Source organism: Ferrovibrio xuzhouensis, from assembly GCF_042648965.1.
Lineage (GTDB): Bacteria > Pseudomonadota > Alphaproteobacteria > Ferrovibrionales > Ferrovibrionaceae > Ferrovibrio > Ferrovibrio xuzhouensis.
In genome coordinates, this window is record NZ_JBHRYJ010000003.1 from 301,444 (window position 1) to 317,656 (window position 16,213).

At 65.1% G+C, this 16,213-nt stretch carries 20 protein-coding genes; 10 read left to right on the top strand and 10 right to left on the bottom strand.

The window, feature by feature from the left end; all coding sequences use genetic code 11:
* Positions 1 to 23: 23 nt before the first annotated feature.
* On the top strand, positions 24 to 671 hold the full coding sequence (locus tag ACFOOQ_RS15195; RefSeq protein ID WP_379728172.1) for a DedA family protein: 648 nt from the start codon (positions 24 to 26) through the stop codon (positions 669 to 671).
* A gap of 5 nt (positions 672 to 676) precedes the next feature.
* Here the strand turns inward: ACFOOQ_RS15195 and ACFOOQ_RS15200 are convergent, their stop codons facing one another.
* Positions 677 to 1,075 (bottom strand): carboxymuconolactone decarboxylase family protein, encoded by a 399-nt coding sequence (locus ACFOOQ_RS15200; RefSeq protein ID WP_449265810.1) that lies wholly within the window; start codon positions 1,073 to 1,075, stop codon positions 677 to 679.
* A gap of 65 nt (positions 1,076 to 1,140) precedes the next feature.
* Positions 1,141 to 1,587 (bottom strand): MarR family winged helix-turn-helix transcriptional regulator, encoded by a 447-nt coding sequence (locus ACFOOQ_RS15205; protein WP_379728176.1) that lies wholly within the window; start codon positions 1,585 to 1,587, stop codon positions 1,141 to 1,143.
* A 129-nt stretch (positions 1,588 to 1,716) separates the two neighbouring features.
* Between ACFOOQ_RS15205 and hppD the strand changes: the two genes are divergently transcribed.
* Genes hppD through ACFOOQ_RS15220 form a run of 3 tightly spaced genes read left to right on the top strand, consistent with a single transcriptional unit; the run spans position 1,717 to position 4,994 of the window.
* Positions 1,717 to 2,784, top strand: coding sequence for a 4-hydroxyphenylpyruvate dioxygenase (gene hppD, locus ACFOOQ_RS15210; RefSeq protein WP_379728178.1), 1,068 nt, complete (start codon positions 1,717 to 1,719; stop codon positions 2,782 to 2,784).
* 28 nt (positions 2,785 to 2,812) lie between these two features.
* Complete coding sequence (locus ACFOOQ_RS15215; RefSeq protein ID WP_379728180.1) at positions 2,813 to 3,979, top strand: homogentisate 1,2-dioxygenase; 1,167 nt, start codon at positions 2,813 to 2,815, stop codon at positions 3,977 to 3,979.
* Between the two features lie 31 nt (positions 3,980 to 4,010).
* The gene (locus ACFOOQ_RS15220; RefSeq protein WP_379728182.1) at positions 4,011 to 4,994 is read left to right on the top strand and encodes a fumarylacetoacetate hydrolase family protein; all 984 of its coding nucleotides are present in this window, start codon (positions 4,011 to 4,013) and stop codon (positions 4,992 to 4,994) included.
* 7 nt (positions 4,995 to 5,001) lie between these two features.
* On the opposite strand, the gene ACFOOQ_RS15225 is transcribed toward ACFOOQ_RS15220, so the two are convergent.
* Complete coding sequence (locus ACFOOQ_RS15225; RefSeq protein ID WP_379728184.1) at positions 5,002 to 5,847, bottom strand: metal-dependent hydrolase; 846 nt, start codon at positions 5,845 to 5,847, stop codon at positions 5,002 to 5,004.
* Between the two features lie 195 nt (positions 5,848 to 6,042).
* On the opposite strand from ACFOOQ_RS15225, the gene ACFOOQ_RS15230 reads away from it, so the two are divergent.
* Together ACFOOQ_RS15230 and ACFOOQ_RS15235 are read left to right on the top strand one after the other, a co-directional pair.
* Positions 6,043 to 6,684 carry a glutathione S-transferase family protein gene (locus tag ACFOOQ_RS15230; protein ID WP_379728186.1) on the top strand — a complete coding sequence of 214 codons (642 nt, stop codon included), beginning with the start codon at positions 6,043 to 6,045 and terminating at the stop codon, positions 6,682 to 6,684.
* 20 nt (positions 6,685 to 6,704) lie between these two features.
* Complete coding sequence (locus ACFOOQ_RS15235) at positions 6,705 to 7,529, top strand: inositol monophosphatase family protein (RefSeq protein ID WP_379728188.1); 825 nt, start codon at positions 6,705 to 6,707, stop codon at positions 7,527 to 7,529.
* 6 nt (positions 7,530 to 7,535) lie between these two features.
* On the opposite strand, the gene ACFOOQ_RS15240 is transcribed toward ACFOOQ_RS15235, so the two are convergent.
* Positions 7,536 to 8,219 carry an MBL fold metallo-hydrolase gene (locus tag ACFOOQ_RS15240; protein WP_379728190.1) on the bottom strand — a complete coding sequence of 228 codons (684 nt, stop codon included), beginning with the start codon at positions 8,217 to 8,219 and terminating at the stop codon, positions 7,536 to 7,538.
* Positions 8,216 to 10,009, bottom strand: a complete 1,794-nt coding sequence (locus ACFOOQ_RS15245; RefSeq protein WP_379728192.1) for a sensor histidine kinase — start codon at positions 10,007 to 10,009, stop codon at positions 8,216 to 8,218. Before ACFOOQ_RS15245 ends, ACFOOQ_RS15240 begins: the two co-directional genes overlap by 4 nt.
* 270 nt (positions 10,010 to 10,279) lie before the next feature.
* Here ACFOOQ_RS15245 and aroQ point away from each other — a divergent pair, with 270 nt between their 5' ends.
* The 4 genes from aroQ to aat all read left to right on the top strand — a co-directional run bounded on the left by aroQ (position 10,280) and on the right by aat (position 13,390).
* A complete protein-coding gene (aroQ, locus tag ACFOOQ_RS15250) occupies positions 10,280 to 10,756 on the top strand; it encodes a type II 3-dehydroquinate dehydratase (RefSeq protein ID WP_379728194.1) in 477 nt (158 codons plus the stop codon).
* A 43-nt stretch (positions 10,757 to 10,799) separates the two neighbouring features.
* Complete coding sequence (gene accB / locus ACFOOQ_RS15255; RefSeq protein ID WP_379728196.1) at positions 10,800 to 11,291, top strand: acetyl-CoA carboxylase biotin carboxyl carrier protein; 492 nt, start codon at positions 10,800 to 10,802, stop codon at positions 11,289 to 11,291.
* A gap of 13 nt (positions 11,292 to 11,304) precedes the next feature.
* Positions 11,305 to 12,648 (top strand): acetyl-CoA carboxylase biotin carboxylase subunit, encoded by a 1,344-nt coding sequence (gene accC / locus ACFOOQ_RS15260; RefSeq protein WP_379728198.1) that lies wholly within the window; start codon positions 11,305 to 11,307, stop codon positions 12,646 to 12,648.
* Positions 12,649 to 12,718: 70 nt separating this feature from the next.
* Positions 12,719 to 13,390, top strand: a complete 672-nt coding sequence (aat, locus tag ACFOOQ_RS15265) for a leucyl/phenylalanyl-tRNA--protein transferase (protein ID WP_379728200.1) — start codon at positions 12,719 to 12,721, stop codon at positions 13,388 to 13,390.
* Here the strand turns inward: aat and ACFOOQ_RS15270 are convergent.
* The 5 genes from ACFOOQ_RS15270 to ACFOOQ_RS15290 all read right to left on the bottom strand — a co-directional run bounded on the left by ACFOOQ_RS15270 (position 13,327) and on the right by ACFOOQ_RS15290 (position 16,062).
* Positions 13,327 to 13,806: a DUF2155 domain-containing protein gene (locus tag ACFOOQ_RS15270; protein WP_379728202.1), complete on the bottom strand. Its 480-nt coding sequence runs from the start codon at positions 13,804 to 13,806 to the stop codon at positions 13,327 to 13,329. The two genes, aat and ACFOOQ_RS15270, sit on opposite strands and share 64 nt — an antisense overlap.
* Before the next feature lie 4 nt (positions 13,807 to 13,810).
* The gene (gene mlaD / locus ACFOOQ_RS15275; protein WP_379728204.1) at positions 13,811 to 14,332 is read right to left on the bottom strand and encodes an outer membrane lipid asymmetry maintenance protein MlaD; all 522 of its coding nucleotides are present in this window, start codon (positions 14,330 to 14,332) and stop codon (positions 13,811 to 13,813) included.
* Positions 14,333 to 14,386: 54 nt separating this feature from the next.
* Positions 14,387 to 14,728: an NADH:ubiquinone oxidoreductase subunit NDUFA12 gene (locus ACFOOQ_RS15280; RefSeq protein ID WP_379728206.1), complete on the bottom strand. Its 342-nt coding sequence runs from the start codon at positions 14,726 to 14,728 to the stop codon at positions 14,387 to 14,389.
* Between the two features lie 126 nt (positions 14,729 to 14,854).
* Positions 14,855 to 15,475 (bottom strand): HD domain-containing protein, encoded by a 621-nt coding sequence (locus ACFOOQ_RS15285; protein WP_379728208.1) that lies wholly within the window; start codon positions 15,473 to 15,475, stop codon positions 14,855 to 14,857.
* A gap of 8 nt (positions 15,476 to 15,483) precedes the next feature.
* Positions 15,484 to 16,062, bottom strand: a complete 579-nt coding sequence (locus ACFOOQ_RS15290; RefSeq protein WP_379728210.1) for a hypothetical protein — start codon at positions 16,060 to 16,062, stop codon at positions 15,484 to 15,486.
* Positions 16,063 to 16,213: the final 151 nt, after the last annotated feature.

The following is a 16,213-nucleotide window of genomic DNA, read 5'->3' on the forward strand; positions in this document are numbered from 1 at the left end:
ATCGAGTTCAAGGCTGCCGCTCCGTGGAGATCGACATCAATCACCTGATCGCCGACTACCACGACTGGTTTTACATCATCACGTTTCTCTGGACCTTCCTCGAAGGCGAGACATTTGTGATTTTTGCCGGCGCGGCGGCCAGCCAGGGCTCGCTCAGCCTGTACTGGCTGGTGGCGGCTGCATGGCTCGGCAGCTTTGCCGGCGACCAGCTCTATTTCCTGGTCGGGCGGCGGTTCGGCCATCGTTTGCTGAAGCGGTTCCCCAAACTGCAGGGCGGCGTCAACATCGCCCTCGACATGCTGCACAAGTACCATATCGGCTTCATTCTCAGCTTCCGCTTCATCTACGGCGTGCGCAATTTCTCCTCGCTGGCCATGGGCATGAGCATGATCTCATGGCCGCGCTTCGCGCTGCTGAATTTCATTGCCGCCGGCCTGTGGGCCAACAGCTTTGTCTGGGTCGGCTACATGCTCGGCGTCGCCTTCGAGGCGGTACTCGGCGATATCGCCAAGGACTTCGGCCTGGTGATGCTGGGGATATTCGCCACCGTCGGCATCGTGCTGTTCTTCGTGCACCGCCGCGGCAAGGCGCGCTTCCAGGCGCGCATCGACGCCCAGAAGCAGGCCGCCCATCCGGCGGCTCCGGCGCCGGAAACGACGCCGGAGCCGTAAGCCGGCTATTTGCCGCCCGGCAAAGCGCCTTCCTTGACCAGCACCTCATGGGCCGCCTTGAAGGCCTCGAGGCCGGCCGGGATGCCGCAATAGGCGGTGGCATGCAGCAGGATCGCCTTGATTTCCTCGACCGACACCCCGTTGGTCAGGGCGCCCGTCACATGCAGCTTCAGCTCATGCGGCTTGCTGAGCGCCGTCAGCATGGCCAGGTTGATGATGCTGCGGGTCTTGCGGTCGAGCGTCGGGTCGCCCCAGGCCCAGCCCCAGGCCCAGGCGGTCGTCGCGCGCTGGAAGCCCATCATGAAGTCATCCGCCTTGGCCAATGACTCATCGACGTAGTCGGCGCCAAGAACCTCGCGACGGATCGGCAGTCCCTTGTCGAACAGGGCTTTATCTTCGGACACAGCGGTCATCCTTTGCTTGAGCGAAACGGCAGGTACCGCCGCAAGCTTAGCAAAGCCGGCCGGGATCAGGCCAGATCGTTCATCTTCGCATTCAGCTTGTCGATGATGCGGTCGAGCTGCTGCGCCTCGTCCGGCGTCAGCGCGGTCAGCAGGTCGCGCTCGAAGCCCAGCGCCAGCGGCGCGATCTCGGCATAGACATCGGTGCCGCGGGCCGACAGCGTCAGCCGCGACCGCCGCTTGTCGGCGCCATCGCGCACGCGCTCCAGCAGGCCCTTGCGCTCCAGCCCGGCCACCGCCCGGCTGACCGTCACCTTGTCCATGGCCGAGCGCTCGGCCACCTGGTTGGCGCTGAGGCCCGGATAGCGGCCAAGATTGGCGATGACCCGCCATTCCGGAATGCTGATGCCGAAGCGCACCGCATAATGCCGCGACAGCGCACCGCTGATCCGGTTGGTGATCACCGACAGCCGGTACGGCAGGAAACGTTCCAGTGTGAGCGGCCCCCTGGCCATGCATCCCCCAGTTTCAGTCCCGATGACGGGCTTTTGCCTTGAAATTAGTTTCAAGTGTAACTATTATGACAGGCAATCGCAATGCCGAACACGGCACCGCCCCGCACACAACCCGGGAGGCATTCTCTCATGACCGATCTCTTTGAAAACCCCATGAACACCGACGGCTTCGAGTTCATCGAATATGCCGCGCCGGAGCCCGAGAAGCTGGCCGCGCTGTTCGAGCGCATGGGCTTCATGGCCGTGGCGAAGCACCGCTCGAAGAACGTGACACTGTACCGCCAGGGCGACATCAATTTCATCCTCAATGCCGAGCCGGCCAGCTTCGCCCAGAGTTTCGCCCGCATCCACGGCCCGTCGATCTGCGCCATGGCCTTCCGCGTGAAAGATGCCGCCGCCGCCTACAAGCGCGCCATCAAGCTGGGCGCCTGGGGCGTCGAGCAGCATGTCGGCCCGATGGAACTGAACATCCCGGCCATCAAGGGCATCGGCGACAGCCTGATCTACCTGGTCGACCGCTACGGCGAGCGTGGCACGATCTATGATGTCGATTTCATGCCGCTTCCGGGTGCCGAGCGCAATCCGGCCGGCTGCGGCCTGACCTATGTCGATCACCTGACCCATAACGTGCATCGCGGCCGCATGTCGGAATGGTCCGCCTTCTACGAGCGGCTGTTCAATTTCCGCGAGATCAAGTATTTCGACATCGAGGGCAAGCTGACCGGCCTGAAATCCAAGGCGATGACCAGCCCCTGCGGCAAGATCCGCATCCCGATCAACGAAAGCTCGGACGACAAGTCGCAGATCGCCGAATACCTCGACGCCTATCACGGCGAAGGCATCCAGCATGTCGCGCTCGGCACCAGCGACATCTATGGCACGGTCGGCAACCTGCGCGGCCGCGACGTGCCCTTCCAGTCGACGCTGGATACCTATTACGACCAGGTGCCGGACCGCGTGCCCGGCCACAACGAAGACCTCGCCCGGCTCAAGGAACTGCAGATCCTGGTCGACGGCGCCCCGACCGAGAACCAGGGCCTGCTGTTGCAGATTTTCACCGACACGGTGATCGGGCCGATCTTCTTCGAGATCATTCAGCGCAAGGGCAACGAGGGCTTTGGCGAGGGTAATTTCAAGGCGTTGTTCGAATCGATCGAACTCGACCAGATCCGCCGCGGCGTGCTGAAGGCCAACTGAACAAGCCCGAGTCCACAGGAGGAACCCCATGGCCAAGACATGGATACCGATGATCCATAGCGAGGGGCAGGCATCGCGCCAGGCGCATGTCGCCCTGCCGGAGGGCACCTTTGAGCGCGAGATGGGCAAGGAGGGCTTCTTCGGTCCTGCTGCCCATCTCTACCACCAGAACCCGCCGACCGGCTGGATCGACTGGGAGGGCCCGCTGAAACCGCGCGCCTTCGACACCACGAAATTCGCCGACGCCGTCGACTGCCCGTGGCAGGCACGCCTGCTGCTCGGCAATGCCCATGTCAAATACCGGCATCTGCTGCTGACCGCGGCGATGGACCATCTGGTGCGCAATGGCGACGGCGACGAGCTGCTGTTCGTGCATGACGGCGACGGCGAGCTGTTCTGCGACTTCGGCCACCTGTCCTATGCCGAAGGCGATTACATCATGCTGCCGCGCGGCACCATGTGGCGCCTGGAGCCGGCGCGGCCGAGCCGGTTCCTGCTGATCGAGGCGACCAACGACAGCTATCGCCTGCCCGAGAAGGGCCTGGTCGGTCCGCATGCGATCTTCGATCCCGGCGTGCTGCAGATTCCGGCGCTCGACGATGCCTTCCGCGCCCAGCAGCAGAAGGGGCCGGCGTCGGGCGGCCGCAACTGGCGCGTCGTCATCAAGCGGCGCGACCAGCTCTCGACTGTGACCTACCCCTACAACCCGCTCGACGTGGTCGGCTGGAAGGGTGACCTCACGGCGGTGAAGCTGAACTGGCGCGACATCCGTCCGCTGATGAGCCACCGCTATCACCTGCCGCCGTCGGCGCATACCACCTTCCTGGCCTCGCGTTTCGTCGTCTGCACCTTCGTGCCGCGCCCGATCGAGAGCGACCCGCAGGCCCTGAAGGTGCCGTTCTTCCACAACAACGACGATTACGACGAGGTGATCTTCTATCACCGCGGCGAATTCTTCAGCCGTGACAACATCCATCCCGGCATGATCACCCTGCACCCCTGCGGCTTCCCGCACGGCCCGCATCCGAAGGCTTTTGCCACTGGCGCCAAAGCCGCAAGGAAAGAGACCGACGAGGTCGCGGTGATGCTCGACACCCGCGATGCGCTGGATGTCGGCGCGGCGGCCGAGAGCGTCGAATTCGGCGGCTATGTGGCGAGCTGGAACCCGCAGGGTTTTCGCCAGGCCGCCGAATAACTGCAGCCCAGGTCCAGGGAGTAAACACGCGATGAAACTCGCTTCGCTGCGCCATGGCCGCGATGGCCGTCTTGCCGTTGTCAGCCGCGATCTGAAAACCATGCTGCCGGTCGACCGGCTCTGCCCCTCCCTGCAGATGGCACTGGACAGCTGGAGCACCACGGCGCCGCGCCTGCAGGAGGTTTCCGATGCCCTGAACCAGGGTACTGCATCGGGCGCCATTGCCTTCGATGCGGCGAAGCTGGCCAGCCCCCTGCCCCGCGCCTATCAGTGGTGCGATGGCTCGGCCTACCTCAATCACGTCGAGCTGGTGCGCAAGGCGCGCAATGCGGTGATGCCGCCGGAATTCCTGCACGACCCGCTGATGTACCAGGGCGGTTCGGACGACTTCCTGCCGCCGACCGCCGATATCGCGGTGGCCGACGAGGCCTACGGCATCGACTTCGAAGGCGAGGTCGCGGCGATCACCGGTGACGTGCCGATGGGCATCGATGCCGCCGGCGCCGCCGGCCATATCCGCCTGCTGATGCTGGTCAACGACGTCAGCTTGCGCAACCTGATCCCGGGCGAGCTCGCCAAGGGGTTCGGCTTTTTCCACGGCAAGCCGTCGACGGCTTTCTCGCCGGTGGCCGTCACCCCCGACGAACTGGGCGACGCCTGGAAGGACGCGAAAGTCTGCCGGCCGCTGGTCACCCACCTGAACGGCAAGCAGTTCGGCGCCCCCGATGCCGGCACCGACATGCAGTTCAGCCTGGCCGACCTGATCGCCCATGCGGCCAAGACCCGCAACCTGCGCGCTGGCTGCATCGTCGGCAGCGGCACGGTCTCCAACCGCGATGCCTCGAAGGGTTTCTCCTGCCTGGCCGAGATCCGCATGATCGAGACCATCGAGAACGGCAAGCCGACGACACCATTCATGAAGTTCGGCGATCACGTGCGGATCGAGATGTTCGATGGCGCCGGCAAGAGCATCTTCGGCGCCATCGACCAGACAGTGGTGAAATACGCGGCCTAGAAGCTGCCTAGAAGCTGGTCGTATCGCCGGGCTGCATCTCTCGGATCTCGACCGTCTCGCCCTGCAGCGCCGCCTTGTACTGCGCCGGCGTGCCTGCCAGTTGCGGGATGGTGCCGTAATGCATCGGGATCGCGTATTTCGGATGCAGGATGCGGGTCGCCGCCGCGGCATCATTCGGGTCCATCACGAAATGCCCGCCGATCGGGATCAGGACGAGATCGGGCCGGTAGCGGTCGGCGATCAGCGTCATGTCGCCGAACAGTCCGGTATCACCCATGTGATAGATGGTGAAGCCGTTCTCCAGCCGGATGATGAAGCCGACCGGCTCGCCGCCGACATGCACCTCGCGCTTGCCGTTGTTCATGTAGATGAACTCCGACGAATGCTCGGCTCGGGTCTGGGTGATGCTGATGCCCGGACCCAGCGGGAAGATGGTGCCACCCTTGTTCATGCGCGGCGCCTGGTCGGTGGTCAGCAGCCCCACTTCGACCAAGGTGTCGGCCAGGCCTGCCGGTCCCCACATCTTGATGTTCTGCGCCTTCACGATGGTGGCAGCGTCGCCGAAATGGTCGCCATGGCCATGGCTGACCAGGACCACATCGATCCTGCCGAGCCGGCCGAGATCCTTCCATGCCGCCGGCGTCTTCGGATTCTGGGTGATGAAGGGGTCGATCAGGATCACCTTGCCGCCCGGGGTGGTGATGCGAAAGGCCGACTGGCCGAGCCACAGCAGTTCGGTCTTGCCGCCCAGTGTCTGTCCACCTTGCGCCTGCGCCGGAGCTGAGGTGCCGGGCAACGCCCAGCCAAACAGAAGCGCAACAGAAACCCACAGAACGCGTGTGATATGCCGCATGACGCATCCTCCCTATGGTTCAGTCAGCCTGACCGGCTTTGCCGGCCGGGACAACAGAGTCCATATGGACCGGTTCGCCGTGGCGCACAGGGTGTGCCGGCACAGACGGTACTGTGATGCCAGTCACCCACTGACAGCGGACAAGACGGGGACTGCCGGTTATGCTGCCCGCCCAACTGGCGGGAGGACATATCGATGGCGCTTACACTCTATTACGGCTCGGGCTCACCCTTTGCCTGGCGGGTCTGGCTGGCGCTGGAATACAAGGCGCTCTCCTACGACCTGAAGGTGCTGTCCTTCGACCGCAGGGAGCACAAGACCGCCGATTACCTGACCCTCAATCCGCGCGGCGAGGTGCCGGTGCTGGTCGATGACGGCTTTGCCCTCTACGAATCCAATGCCATCGTCGAATACATCGACGAACGCTGGCCGGAAGGCCCGGCGCTGTTTCCCGGCAACACGGCAGAGCGCGCCATCCAGCGCCGCATGATCCGCGAGATCGACAACCACTTCGTCGAGGCGGTCGAGCATCTGGTGCTGCCGCTGATGAAACCCGACCTGCCCGATGCCGCCGAACGCAGCGCCCAGGGCATCGCCGAACTGCGCACGGAATACGCCCATTGGGAAACCGCCCTGGCCGGCGACTGGTTCGGCGGCACGGCGCCTTCGGCGGTCGACCTCACGCTCTATCCCAGCGCCGCCATGCTCGGCCGCATCGAAAGCCGCAAGCCCGGCACGATGCCCGCCGACCTCGCCGGCCCGAAGATGGCCGCCTGGCAGGCCCGCATGCGCGCCCTGCCCATCGTCGAGAAAACCTGGCCGCCGCACTGGCGCTGACCCGGACGCCTTTTCCAGCCATGCCTCTGACCCGCAAAGACGCCCTTCTGGTCGGCGAAATCCTCAGTCGCGCCGCCGCCGCGGAAATCATGCCGCGCTTCCAGCGGGTCGCCGGCCTGCAGATTCGGGAAAAGACCTCCGCCTTCGATGTGGTGACCGATGCGGATGAAGCCGCCGAGGAGGCCATCACCGCGGCCCTGCGGCAGGCCTTTCCTTCGGCCCGGATCATCGGCGAGGAAGCCGCCGCCAAAGATCCGAAACTGCCGGACAGCATCGCCACGGCCGATCTCGCATTCATCATCGATCCGATTGACGGCACCAAGAATTTCACCGCAGGCCTGCCGCTGTTCGGCGTCATGGCCGCGGCGACCATCAGGGGCGAGGTCGTTCTCGGTGCCATTCACGACCCGGTCTGCGGCGACACCGCACTGGCCCTGCGTGGTGAAGGCGCCTGGCTGCAGGGCGATACGGCCGCCAAAGCCGACCTGCGCGTGGCGGCGGCGGTCCCGGTTTCGAAGATGGATGCCATTGCCGGGACGAATTTCCTGCCCGAGCCGTTGCGCGGTACGGTCGGCCGCAACCTGCCCAAGCTGGCGATGCATTCCTGGCTGCGCTGCGCCGCCCATGAATACCGCATGGCGGCGGCCGGCCATTGCCACCTGCTGCTCTATAACAAGCTGATGCCGTGGGACCACGCCGCGGGCTGGCTGCTGCATCGGGAAGCCGGCGGCTACAGTGCACATTTCGATGGCTCGGCCTATCTGCCGTCGCACACGACCGGCGGCCTGCTTTGCGCTCCCGATCAGGTCAGCTGGGAACAGGCCCGCGCGGCCCTGCTCGACTGACGCCGCCTACCCGCCGGCGCCCACCGCGCGATCCGACACGAACGGATTGTTCACCCGTTCCTGCCCGAAGGTCGACAGCGGGCCGTGGCCGGGCACGAAGGTGATGTCGTCGCCCAGCGGGAACAGCTTGTCCCGGATCGAGCGGATCAGGTCGGTATGATTGCCGCGCGGAAAATCGGTGCGGCCGATCGAACCCTGGAAAAGCACGTCACCGACCAGCGCCGCCTTTGACGGTGCATGGTAGAACACCACATGCCCCGGCGTATGGCCGGGACAATGGATCACATCGAGCACCAGATTGCCCACCGTTACCTGGTCACCATCTTGCAGCCAGCGATCCGGCGTGAAGCTGCGGCTGGGCGGAAAGCCGTATTGCCGGGCGGCAGCCGGCATGCCGTCGATCCAGAATTTGTCGTCCTCGTGCGGCCCCTCGATCGGCAGGCCGAGCGTCTCGGCGATGTCCATGACAGCACCGGCATGATCGAGGTGGCCATGGGTGACCAGCAGCTTCTCCAGGGTCACGCCGCGGCGCTTCGCCGCCTCCAGCAACCGGTCGGGCTCGCCGCCGGCATCGACCAGGGCGCCTTTCATGGTTTCCGGGCACCAGATCAGCGAGCAGTTCTGCTGGAACGGCGTGACCGGATTGATTTCGCAATGCAGCCGCGGCGTCTGGTCCGTCATCGTCGTCATGTCCTGGCAATATCCACATTCGGCTGCCGCAAACGGAAGGCCGGCAGCAACACCGTCACCACGGTGCCGCGGTCCGGCTGGCTCTGCACCGTCAGCTCGCCGCCATGCAGCGCCACGAACTGGCGGGCCAGCGGCAGTCCGAGGCCGGTGCCCTGGGCGCGGCGGGCCTGCACGCTGGCCGCCTGTCCGAAGGGAATCAATGCCCGCTCCAGATCCGCTTCCGACATACCGATACCATCGTCCTGCACGGCCAGCAGCATCCCGCCAGTCTCGGCAACCTCCACCCGGATAACAATGCGGCCACCGGCCGGTGTGAACTTGATGGCATTGCCCACCAGATTGAGCAGGATTTGACGGATCAGGCGTTCGTCGGCCCACAGCAGCGGCAGGTCGGCGCCGGCCTGGACCTTCATCGACAGGCGGGCGGCGGCGCCCTGCTCGCGCAGCAGCCCGCAGACCTGGTCGGCGATGTCGCCCACGTCGACCAGGCCTTCGTCGAGTTCGTAATGTCCGGCCTCGACCTTCGAGAGATCGAGAATGTCGTTGATGACCGCCAGCAGATGCCGGCCGCTTTCCAGAATGCTGGCCGAATATTCCTGGTAACGCTCGCCCAGCGGACCGAACATCTGCTGGGTCAGGATTTCCGAAAAGCCGATCACCGCGTTCAGTGGCGTGCGCAGCTCATGACTCATATGGGCAAGGAACCGTGACTTGGCCCGGCTGGCCTCCTCCGCCGCCCGGCGGGCTTCCTGCGCTTCCTGCTCGCTGGCTGCCAGTGCAGTTGCCGATTGCTCCGACGACCGGTGCAGCACCAGCTCGGCGCGGAAGCTCCACCACTCGCGGAAGGCCAGCACCACCACCAGCATTGCGGTCGGTGGCAACAGCCAGGGCACGACGCCGCGAGCAAGCGTCTGGTAACTGAAAAATGTCAGTGCCACCAGTACGGCAATGACGGCCACGGGCAACAGCCGGTCGAAGACATAAATCCGCCGGCCTGCCTTGCGGTTGCCGGCAACCGCAATCGTCTCGCGCACCAGTCGGTATTCATAGGCACCCCAGCTCATGCAGCCGAATCCCACCAGCCACAGCACCGAAATGCTGTCGCCGCTGCTGAAGCCGTTGCCAAGCAGGCTGGCGCTGTACAGCACCGACACCACGGCATGACACGCAAGGCCGAGGATCAGCAGCAGCAGCGGCCGGCGTTTCAGCCCCCAGCGGAAGACGCCATAGCAGAAGAAACCGAACAGCATGGCCGCGAGGGAGGCAACGGGATAGGCAATACTGATGAATGTCGCAGTATCGAACCGCTCGATCCCGCTCAGCGTGTCATGCAGCACCAGGGGCACGGCGACCAGCATGCCGCAGAGCAGGATCAGCAGATTGCATATCTGCAGGACGGTGACGCCAGCCGGCCCGCGCAGCGGCCGGTACAGCGCAATGCCGAAGGCAAAGATCGGCGCGAACAGCAGATAGAGATAGTCGGCGACCGAGGGAAACGGCGCCAGTTGCCGGTCGACCAGTTCGATCCAGTCCCAGACGAGTTGCCCCGCCAGCCAGACCAGGCAGGCCAAAGCGACCACGGCCCAGGCCCGGCTGTCCCCGGCCAGCAGGCTGCTGCGGCTGGCCTGCCAGCATCCGGCCGCCGTCACGGCTGCCGCCAGGGTCCAGGCCAGATCGGCCCAGGCGGCCTCGATATACGGATAGCCTGTAAACAGGGCCTGGCCGACGACGAACAGCACCAGCCCGCAAATCCAGCCGGTCAGGAAAATGATACGGGAAGGCTGGGCCATCGGCGGCAGATTACCCACAATCGTTTGACGGGCACAGCGCCCGCAGATTTCACCACAATAGAAAGTTATCGTGGAAAATCAGGGCTTAGCATTTTATCAAATCTGACGCACCCGTTCGATTGTCACGACCAGAACGGGGCTCGAACATTTGCCTGCCCGATCCGCGCGCCCTGCCGCATCAGCCCCGGCAATCAACGGGTTGCCCGCTGACGGCCGATGGTGTACGGCAAGCCCTCGGGCCGGTTCCGGCCGGATGGAGCAGATCGACGCATGGCAAAGCAGCGGCAACAGGCGGCGCGCGGCACGGGGAAAATCCGTCCGACCGCCTATGTTCTGAACGGTCCCAACCTGAACCTTCTGGGCAAGCGCCAGCCGGAAATTTATGGCCGCGCCACCCTCGCCGACGTCGAGGCCCTGTGCCGCAAGGCCTGCGACGGGCTGGCCCTCGGCCTCGTCTTCCGCCAGAGCAACCATGAAGGCCAGCTCGTCGACTGGATCCAGGAAGCCCGCGACAAGGCCGCCGGCATCGTGATCAATGCCGCCGCCTATACCCATACCTCGGTGGCCCTGCTCGATGCGCTGAACGCCGCCGAGAAACCGGTGATCGAGGTGCATCTGTCGAACATCTACCGCCGGGAAAGCTTTCGCCATCATTCCTACATTTCCCCTGCGGCCACTGGCGTGATCTGCGGCCTGGGACCGAAGGGCTATGTGCTGGCGCTCGAAGCGCTGGCCGATATGATCTGAACCAGACACCACCAAGCGATTTAGACACAGCAAGGAGTATCCCATGGCCTCGGCGCCGAAGGATAAGGACGGCAAGTCCGCCAGCAGCCGCATCGACCAGCAGATGATCCGCGATCTCGCCGACCTGCTGAACGAGACCGGTCTGACCGAGATCGAATGGAGCGAAGGCGCGCTCAAGGTCCGCGTCACCAAGGGCGGCATGGTAGCTGCGCCCGTCTATGCCCCGGCCCCGGCGATGCCGGCGGCATCGGCCCCGGCCGCTGCAGCGGCAGCCGGCGGCGACGCCGACCTCAACAACCATGCCGGTGCAGTGAAATCGCCGATGGTCGGTACCGTCTACGTGGCGGCCGAGCCCGGCGCGGCGCCCTTCATCAAGGTCGGCGATACCGTCAATGCCGGCCAGACCCTGCTGATCGTCGAGGCGATGAAGACGATGAATCCCATTACCGCCCACAAGGGCGGCCGCGTCAGCCGCATCCTGATCGAGAACCAGCAGCCGATCGAGTTCGGTCAGGTTCTGCTGATCATCGAATAGCGCGGTCAGCCCCATGTTCGACAAGGTGCTGATCGCCAACCGCGGCGAGATCGCGCTCCGCATCCATCGCGCCTGCAAGGAGATGGGTATCCGTACGGTGGCGGTGCATTCCACCGCCGATGCCGATGCCATGCATGTGCGCCTCGCCGATGAGTCGGTCTGCATCGGCCCGCCGCCCTCGAACCAGAGTTACCTGAACATCCCGGCGATCATCTCGGCCGCCGAGATCACCGGCGCCGACGCGATCCATCCCGGCTACGGTTTCCTGTCGGAAAACGCCAAGTTCGCCGAGATCGTCGAGGCGCACGATATCGTTTTCATCGGCCCGACCTCAGAGCATATCAAGCTGATGGGCGACAAGATCACTGCCAAGGAAGCGGCGAGCGCTCTCGGCATCCCGGTGGTGCCCGGCTCGAAGGGTGCCGTCGAGGACGAGGCACAGGGGCTGAAGCTTGCCGCCGACATGGGCTATCCGGTGTTGATCAAGGCCACCGCCGGCGGCGGCGGCCGCGGCATGAAGGTGGTGCGCTCGCCCGAGGAATTCGGACCGGCGCTGGCGCAGGCCCGGTCGGAGGCGCGCAACGCCTTCGGCAACGACCAGGTCTATGTCGAGAAGTACCTCGCCCGCCCGCGCCACATCGAGATCCAGATCTTCGGCGACGGCCAGGGCAGCGCGGTGCATCTGGGCGAGCGCGACTGCTCGCTGCAGCGCCGCCACCAGAAGGTTCTCGAAGAGGCCCGCTCGCCGGCACTGAACGACAGCCAGCGCAAGAAGATCGGCGACATCGCCGCCAAGGCCATCGCCAAGCTGAATTACCGCGGCGCCGGCACCATCGAGTTCCTCTACGAGAATGGCGAATTCTTCTTCATCGAGATGAACACCCGTCTGCAGGTCGAACATCCGGTGACCGAGATGATCACCGGCCTCGACCTGGTGCGCGAGCAGCTGCGCATCGCCGCCGGCGCGCAGCTCGGCTATACCCAGGACGACATCAAGTTCAACGGCCATGCCATCGAGTGCCGCATCAATGCCGAGAACCCACGCACCTTCGCGCCCTCGCCCGGCCGTGTCACCGAATACCATGTGCCCGGCGGCCTCGGCGTGCGCGTCGACAGCGCATTGTACAGCGGCTACCAGATCCCGCCGCATTACGACAGCCTGATCGGCAAGCTGATCGTGCATGGCACCAACCGCAACGAATGCCTGATGCGGCTGCGCCGCTCGCTCGAGGAATATGCCATCGGCGGCCTCGAGACCACGATCCCGCTGCATCTGGCGCTGATCAACGAGCCGGATTTCGTCAACGGCGCCTACGACATCCACTGGCTGGAAGAGTTCATCGCCCGCCAGGGCTGAAGCAGCTTTTTTCGACGGGACTTGCGGGGCAGGCTGACGCGGCGCGTCGCCTGCCCTAAGCTTTCCGGCGATGAGTGTCCGCCCGGAACCCCTGACCCCGGAACTACTGCTGCAGGCCTATGCCCGCGGCTATTTCCCGATGGCTGACCGGGCCGATGATCCAGGTTACTACTGGGTCTATCCCCATTATCGCGGCATCCTGCCGCTCGACGGCTTTCACCTGCCCCGCCGGCTGGCCCGGGTGGTGCGCAGCGGGCGGTTCCGCGTCGTCGCCGATCATGATTTCGCCGCGGTGATCGCCGCCTGCGCCGAGCCGACCGACCATCCGCTGCGCCAGAACACCTGGATCAACGACACCATCCGCGACGCCTATATCGCCCTGCACCGGCTCGGCTTCGCGCACAGCGTCGAATGCTACGACCAGGACGGCCATCTGGCCGGCGGGCTGTATGGCGTGCGGCTCGGCGCCGCCTTTTTCGGCGAAAGCATGTTCAGCCGGCAGGCCGAGGCCTCGAAAGTGGCGCTGGTGCATCTGGTAGCCCGGCTGCGCGCCGGCGGCTTTACCCTGCTCGACACCCAGTTCGTCACCGCGCATCTGAAACAGTTCGGCGCCACGGAAATCCCGCGCGCGCAGTATCTCGAGCTGTTGCATGATGCGCTGCCGCGCAGCGCCGATTTTTACTGCTTCGGCGCCGAAGTGCCGCCGGCACTGGCCTTGCAGTCGATCACCCAGACGTCATAGACGGGATGCTCGAGCGGATTGAGCGCCGGGCTCGACGCGAACATCCAGCCATGGAAGCGCTCGACCGGCTCTTCGCCGGGCCGCTGCTCGATGATGTCGAGATAGGCCGCGCTCTCCGGCGGATATTCCGGCGGCCGCTTGCGGCAGGTCCGCACCGTCACCTTGAGCGTGCCGAAACCGATCGTCTGGCCGACCGGCGCCTCGAAGGTGTAGATGCGCGCGGTGATCTTGTCCAGGCCCTGCAGCACGGCGATCGGCATCGGGTTGGACGGATATTGCGGCGTATTGTCGCTCGGTGTCGGCAGCGGCGGGACGGCCGTCTGTTGCCCGGCTGCCGGCCCGGCAGCAATGCCACCGGCCAGCAGGACCAAACCAACGGAACGCAGAAACCGGGCAGAACGCAGCAAACGGGTCACGGGATCATTTGGCCGGCGCAGGTGCGGCAACAGGTGACGGCAGGTCGGTAGCGTCGCCCTTGTCTTCCTTGGCCTTGCCGCCGGTGGCGCTGAAAATCGCCTGGCCGATCAGATCCATCAGGTTGACCGAACCCTGCGTATACTGCACCGCAGCACCCGGCTTCAGCATGGTCTCGCTGCCACCCGGCTCGACCGACAGGTAGTTGCCGCCGAGCAAGCCTTCGGAGGCGATCTTCACGGCGGAATCCTCGGGCAGCTGGTAGCGGCTGTCGACCGTGAAGGTGATCACCGCATTATAGGTCTTGGGGTCCAGCGTCTGGCCGACGATGGTGCCGATCTTGATGCCGCTGAGCCGCACGTCACCGCCATTCACCAAGCCATCCGCACGGCTGAAATGCGCCTGCAGTTCATAGCCCTCGATCCGGCCGCTGCCGATGCCTGCCGTGGAATAGGCAAACGCCAGAAAGACGCCGGCGACGACAAGCACCACCGCACCAATCAGGGTTTCCACCAGATTGCTGCTCATGCTGCCGCTCCTGTGCTGATGCCCGACATATCGTTCCGATGATCGCTGCGCACCCTATTCAGGCTGCCAGGCCTGATAATCGCCGGTGGCATGGGGCCGGTGGCCGCCGCGGGCGACGCTGCCCGGCGGCTTGTAGGCGAACGGCGTGCCGGACAGGTTGGGCAGATGCTCTTTTTCCCACGGCTTGTGCTCGACGCCATGCACCGGCGCGTCATCGACCGTGTGATGCAGCCAGGCATGCCATTCCGGCGGCACCTTGGAGGCTTCCGGCAGGCCGTTGAACAGCACCCAGCGACGGCGGCCGCCCTTTTCGCGGAAATAGCGGTTGCCGAACTGGTCCTTGCCGACCGCTTCGCCTTTCCACCAGGTGAACAGCTTGGTGCCGATAAGACTCATGGGTTGCCTACCTCGACCGGGAATCCGGGCTGAAAACCGGGCGGACTATGGCATTCCGGCCCCCGGCAGGCAAGTCCCGCCCCGCCCGTCCGGCGCCCGCGGCCGCAGCCATCATATTCGGAAATCTCATCTTTTTTCAGCCAGAAAGCCGCGCCGGACCGCCTCGACCAGCAGGCCGTCGACATAAGCCCACAACTGCGGTGAGGCATCGGCGATCAGCGCCCGGCGACTGCGCACCTGGTCGAGGGTGACGCCGTATTCCTTCCAGGTGCCGCCCTCGGTGTGGAAGTTGTGCAGCATGGGCTGCACCCGGTCGAGCGCCCGGGCGAATCTCGCATCTGCCGTCTCGCGGGCCTCGAATTCCTCCCACAGGGCGCGGAGCCCCTCGCCCTGCCCGTCGGGCAGCAGGCCGAACAGCCGCTCGGCCGCCTGCTGCTCGCGGGCCGCCTTATCGGCCTCGGCCGCCGCGTCATAGAAAAACGCGTCGCCGGCATCGATCTCGACCAGGTCGTGCAGCAGCAGCATATGGATCACCCGGCCGATATCGACGCCGGGTTCGGCATATTCGGCCAGCACCAGCGCCATCATCGCCAGATGCCAGGAATGCTCGGCGTCGTTCTCGCGCCGCGACTGGTCGATCAGCAGGGTGCGTCGGATGATCAGCTTCAGCTTGTCGATCTCGAGGATGAAGCCGATCTGCTGGTGCAGACGCTCCATGGCAGGCAGATCCGGAGGCTGCTGGTTCATCGCCGGCCTCAGCGTGCCGTGATCAGGGCGATTTCCTGGGCGAATTCACGCGCCAGCTCCAGTTTTGCCGTGCTTTCAAAAGCCGGGTATTTCGCCGCCGCCGCCTGCAGGGCCGGGTTGTCCCGGGGCAGATCCTCGGGCCGCAGGATGTCGCTGCCCTTCACCTGGCCCCGGCTGCCGAGTCCCAGCACCGCCCGGGTGATCGCGGTGGTCAGCACGCGCTGGCCCTCGCCGCTGGCGAAATAGGTGTCCAGCGCATCGAGCTCGGGCTTGGTGTAGCTGGTCGACGCGGCATTCACCACGGCAGACCGGAAGCGCGGGCCTGCGGTCGGCGCCCGCTCGCGCAGGGTGGCGGCGCGGGCCTTCTGCTCCGGCGTGTCGGCCGGCAGGAAGTTCAGGTAGAGCTGCACCACGGTATCGACCCGTTTTTCGAGGCCGATCGTGGTCATCAGCCGCTCGGCCGCGGCCCGGGTGGCGACACCGCCGGCGGCGGATTTCGCCCCGGTCCGGGCCCCCGTCTGAGCCCCGGCCGGCAGGGCGGCCAGAGCGAGGAAAAACAGGCAGAAAAGAACAAAGGCGCGACGCATCCGCGAATCCTCACAAACTCAACGAGTCATCAGACAGGCTGAATATGGCAAAACCCTGTCAAATCAGAAATCTACCATATACAGGGTTTGTGCGGTTGACCCTACTTCTCCCCCTCACCTAGATTTAGTCCTCGTTGCGGCCTGCTGGTAA

Bases quoted from the DNA above. Each gene is read 5' to 3' on its own strand.
- accC (WP_379728198.1), top strand. From the start codon at position 11,305: ATGTTCGACAAGGTGCTGATCGCCAACCGCGGCGAGATCGCGCTCCGC.
- hppD (WP_379728178.1), top strand. From the start codon at position 1,717: ATGACCGATCTCTTTGAAAACCCCATGAACACCGACGGCTTCGAGTTC.
- accB (WP_379728196.1), top strand. From the start codon at position 10,800: ATGGCCTCGGCGCCGAAGGATAAGGACGGCAAGTCCGCCAGCAGCCGC.
- ACFOOQ_RS15285 (WP_379728208.1), bottom strand. From the start codon at position 15,475: ATGAACCAGCAGCCTCCGGATCTGCCTGCCATGGAGCGTCTGCACCAG.
- ACFOOQ_RS15280 (WP_379728206.1), bottom strand. From the start codon at position 14,728: ATGAGTCTTATCGGCACCAAGCTGTTCACCTGGTGGAAAGGCGAAGCG.
- ACFOOQ_RS15220 (WP_379728182.1), top strand. From the start codon at position 4,011: ATGAAACTCGCTTCGCTGCGCCATGGCCGCGATGGCCGTCTTGCCGTT.
- ACFOOQ_RS15240 (WP_379728190.1), bottom strand. From the start codon at position 8,219: ATGACGACGATGACGGACCAGACGCCGCGGCTGCATTGCGAAATCAAT.
- mlaD (WP_379728204.1), bottom strand. From the start codon at position 14,332: ATGAGCAGCAATCTGGTGGAAACCCTGATTGGTGCGGTGGTGCTTGTC.
- ACFOOQ_RS15215 (WP_379728180.1), top strand. From the start codon at position 2,813: ATGGCCAAGACATGGATACCGATGATCCATAGCGAGGGGCAGGCATCG.
- ACFOOQ_RS15245 (WP_379728192.1), bottom strand. From the start codon at position 10,009: ATGGCCCAGCCTTCCCGTATCATTTTCCTGACCGGCTGGATTTGCGGG.
- ACFOOQ_RS15230 (WP_379728186.1), top strand. From the start codon at position 6,043: ATGGCGCTTACACTCTATTACGGCTCGGGCTCACCCTTTGCCTGGCGG.
- aat (WP_379728200.1), top strand. From the start codon at position 12,719: ATGAGTGTCCGCCCGGAACCCCTGACCCCGGAACTACTGCTGCAGGCC.
- ACFOOQ_RS15225 (WP_379728184.1), bottom strand. From the start codon at position 5,847: ATGCGGCATATCACACGCGTTCTGTGGGTTTCTGTTGCGCTTCTGTTT.
- aroQ (WP_379728194.1), top strand. From the start codon at position 10,280: ATGGCAAAGCAGCGGCAACAGGCGGCGCGCGGCACGGGGAAAATCCGT.
- ACFOOQ_RS15290 (WP_379728210.1), bottom strand. From the start codon at position 16,062: ATGCGTCGCGCCTTTGTTCTTTTCTGCCTGTTTTTCCTCGCTCTGGCC.
- ACFOOQ_RS15235 (WP_379728188.1), top strand. From the start codon at position 6,705: ATGCCTCTGACCCGCAAAGACGCCCTTCTGGTCGGCGAAATCCTCAGT.
- ACFOOQ_RS15205 (WP_379728176.1), bottom strand. From the start codon at position 1,587: ATGGCCAGGGGGCCGCTCACACTGGAACGTTTCCTGCCGTACCGGCTG.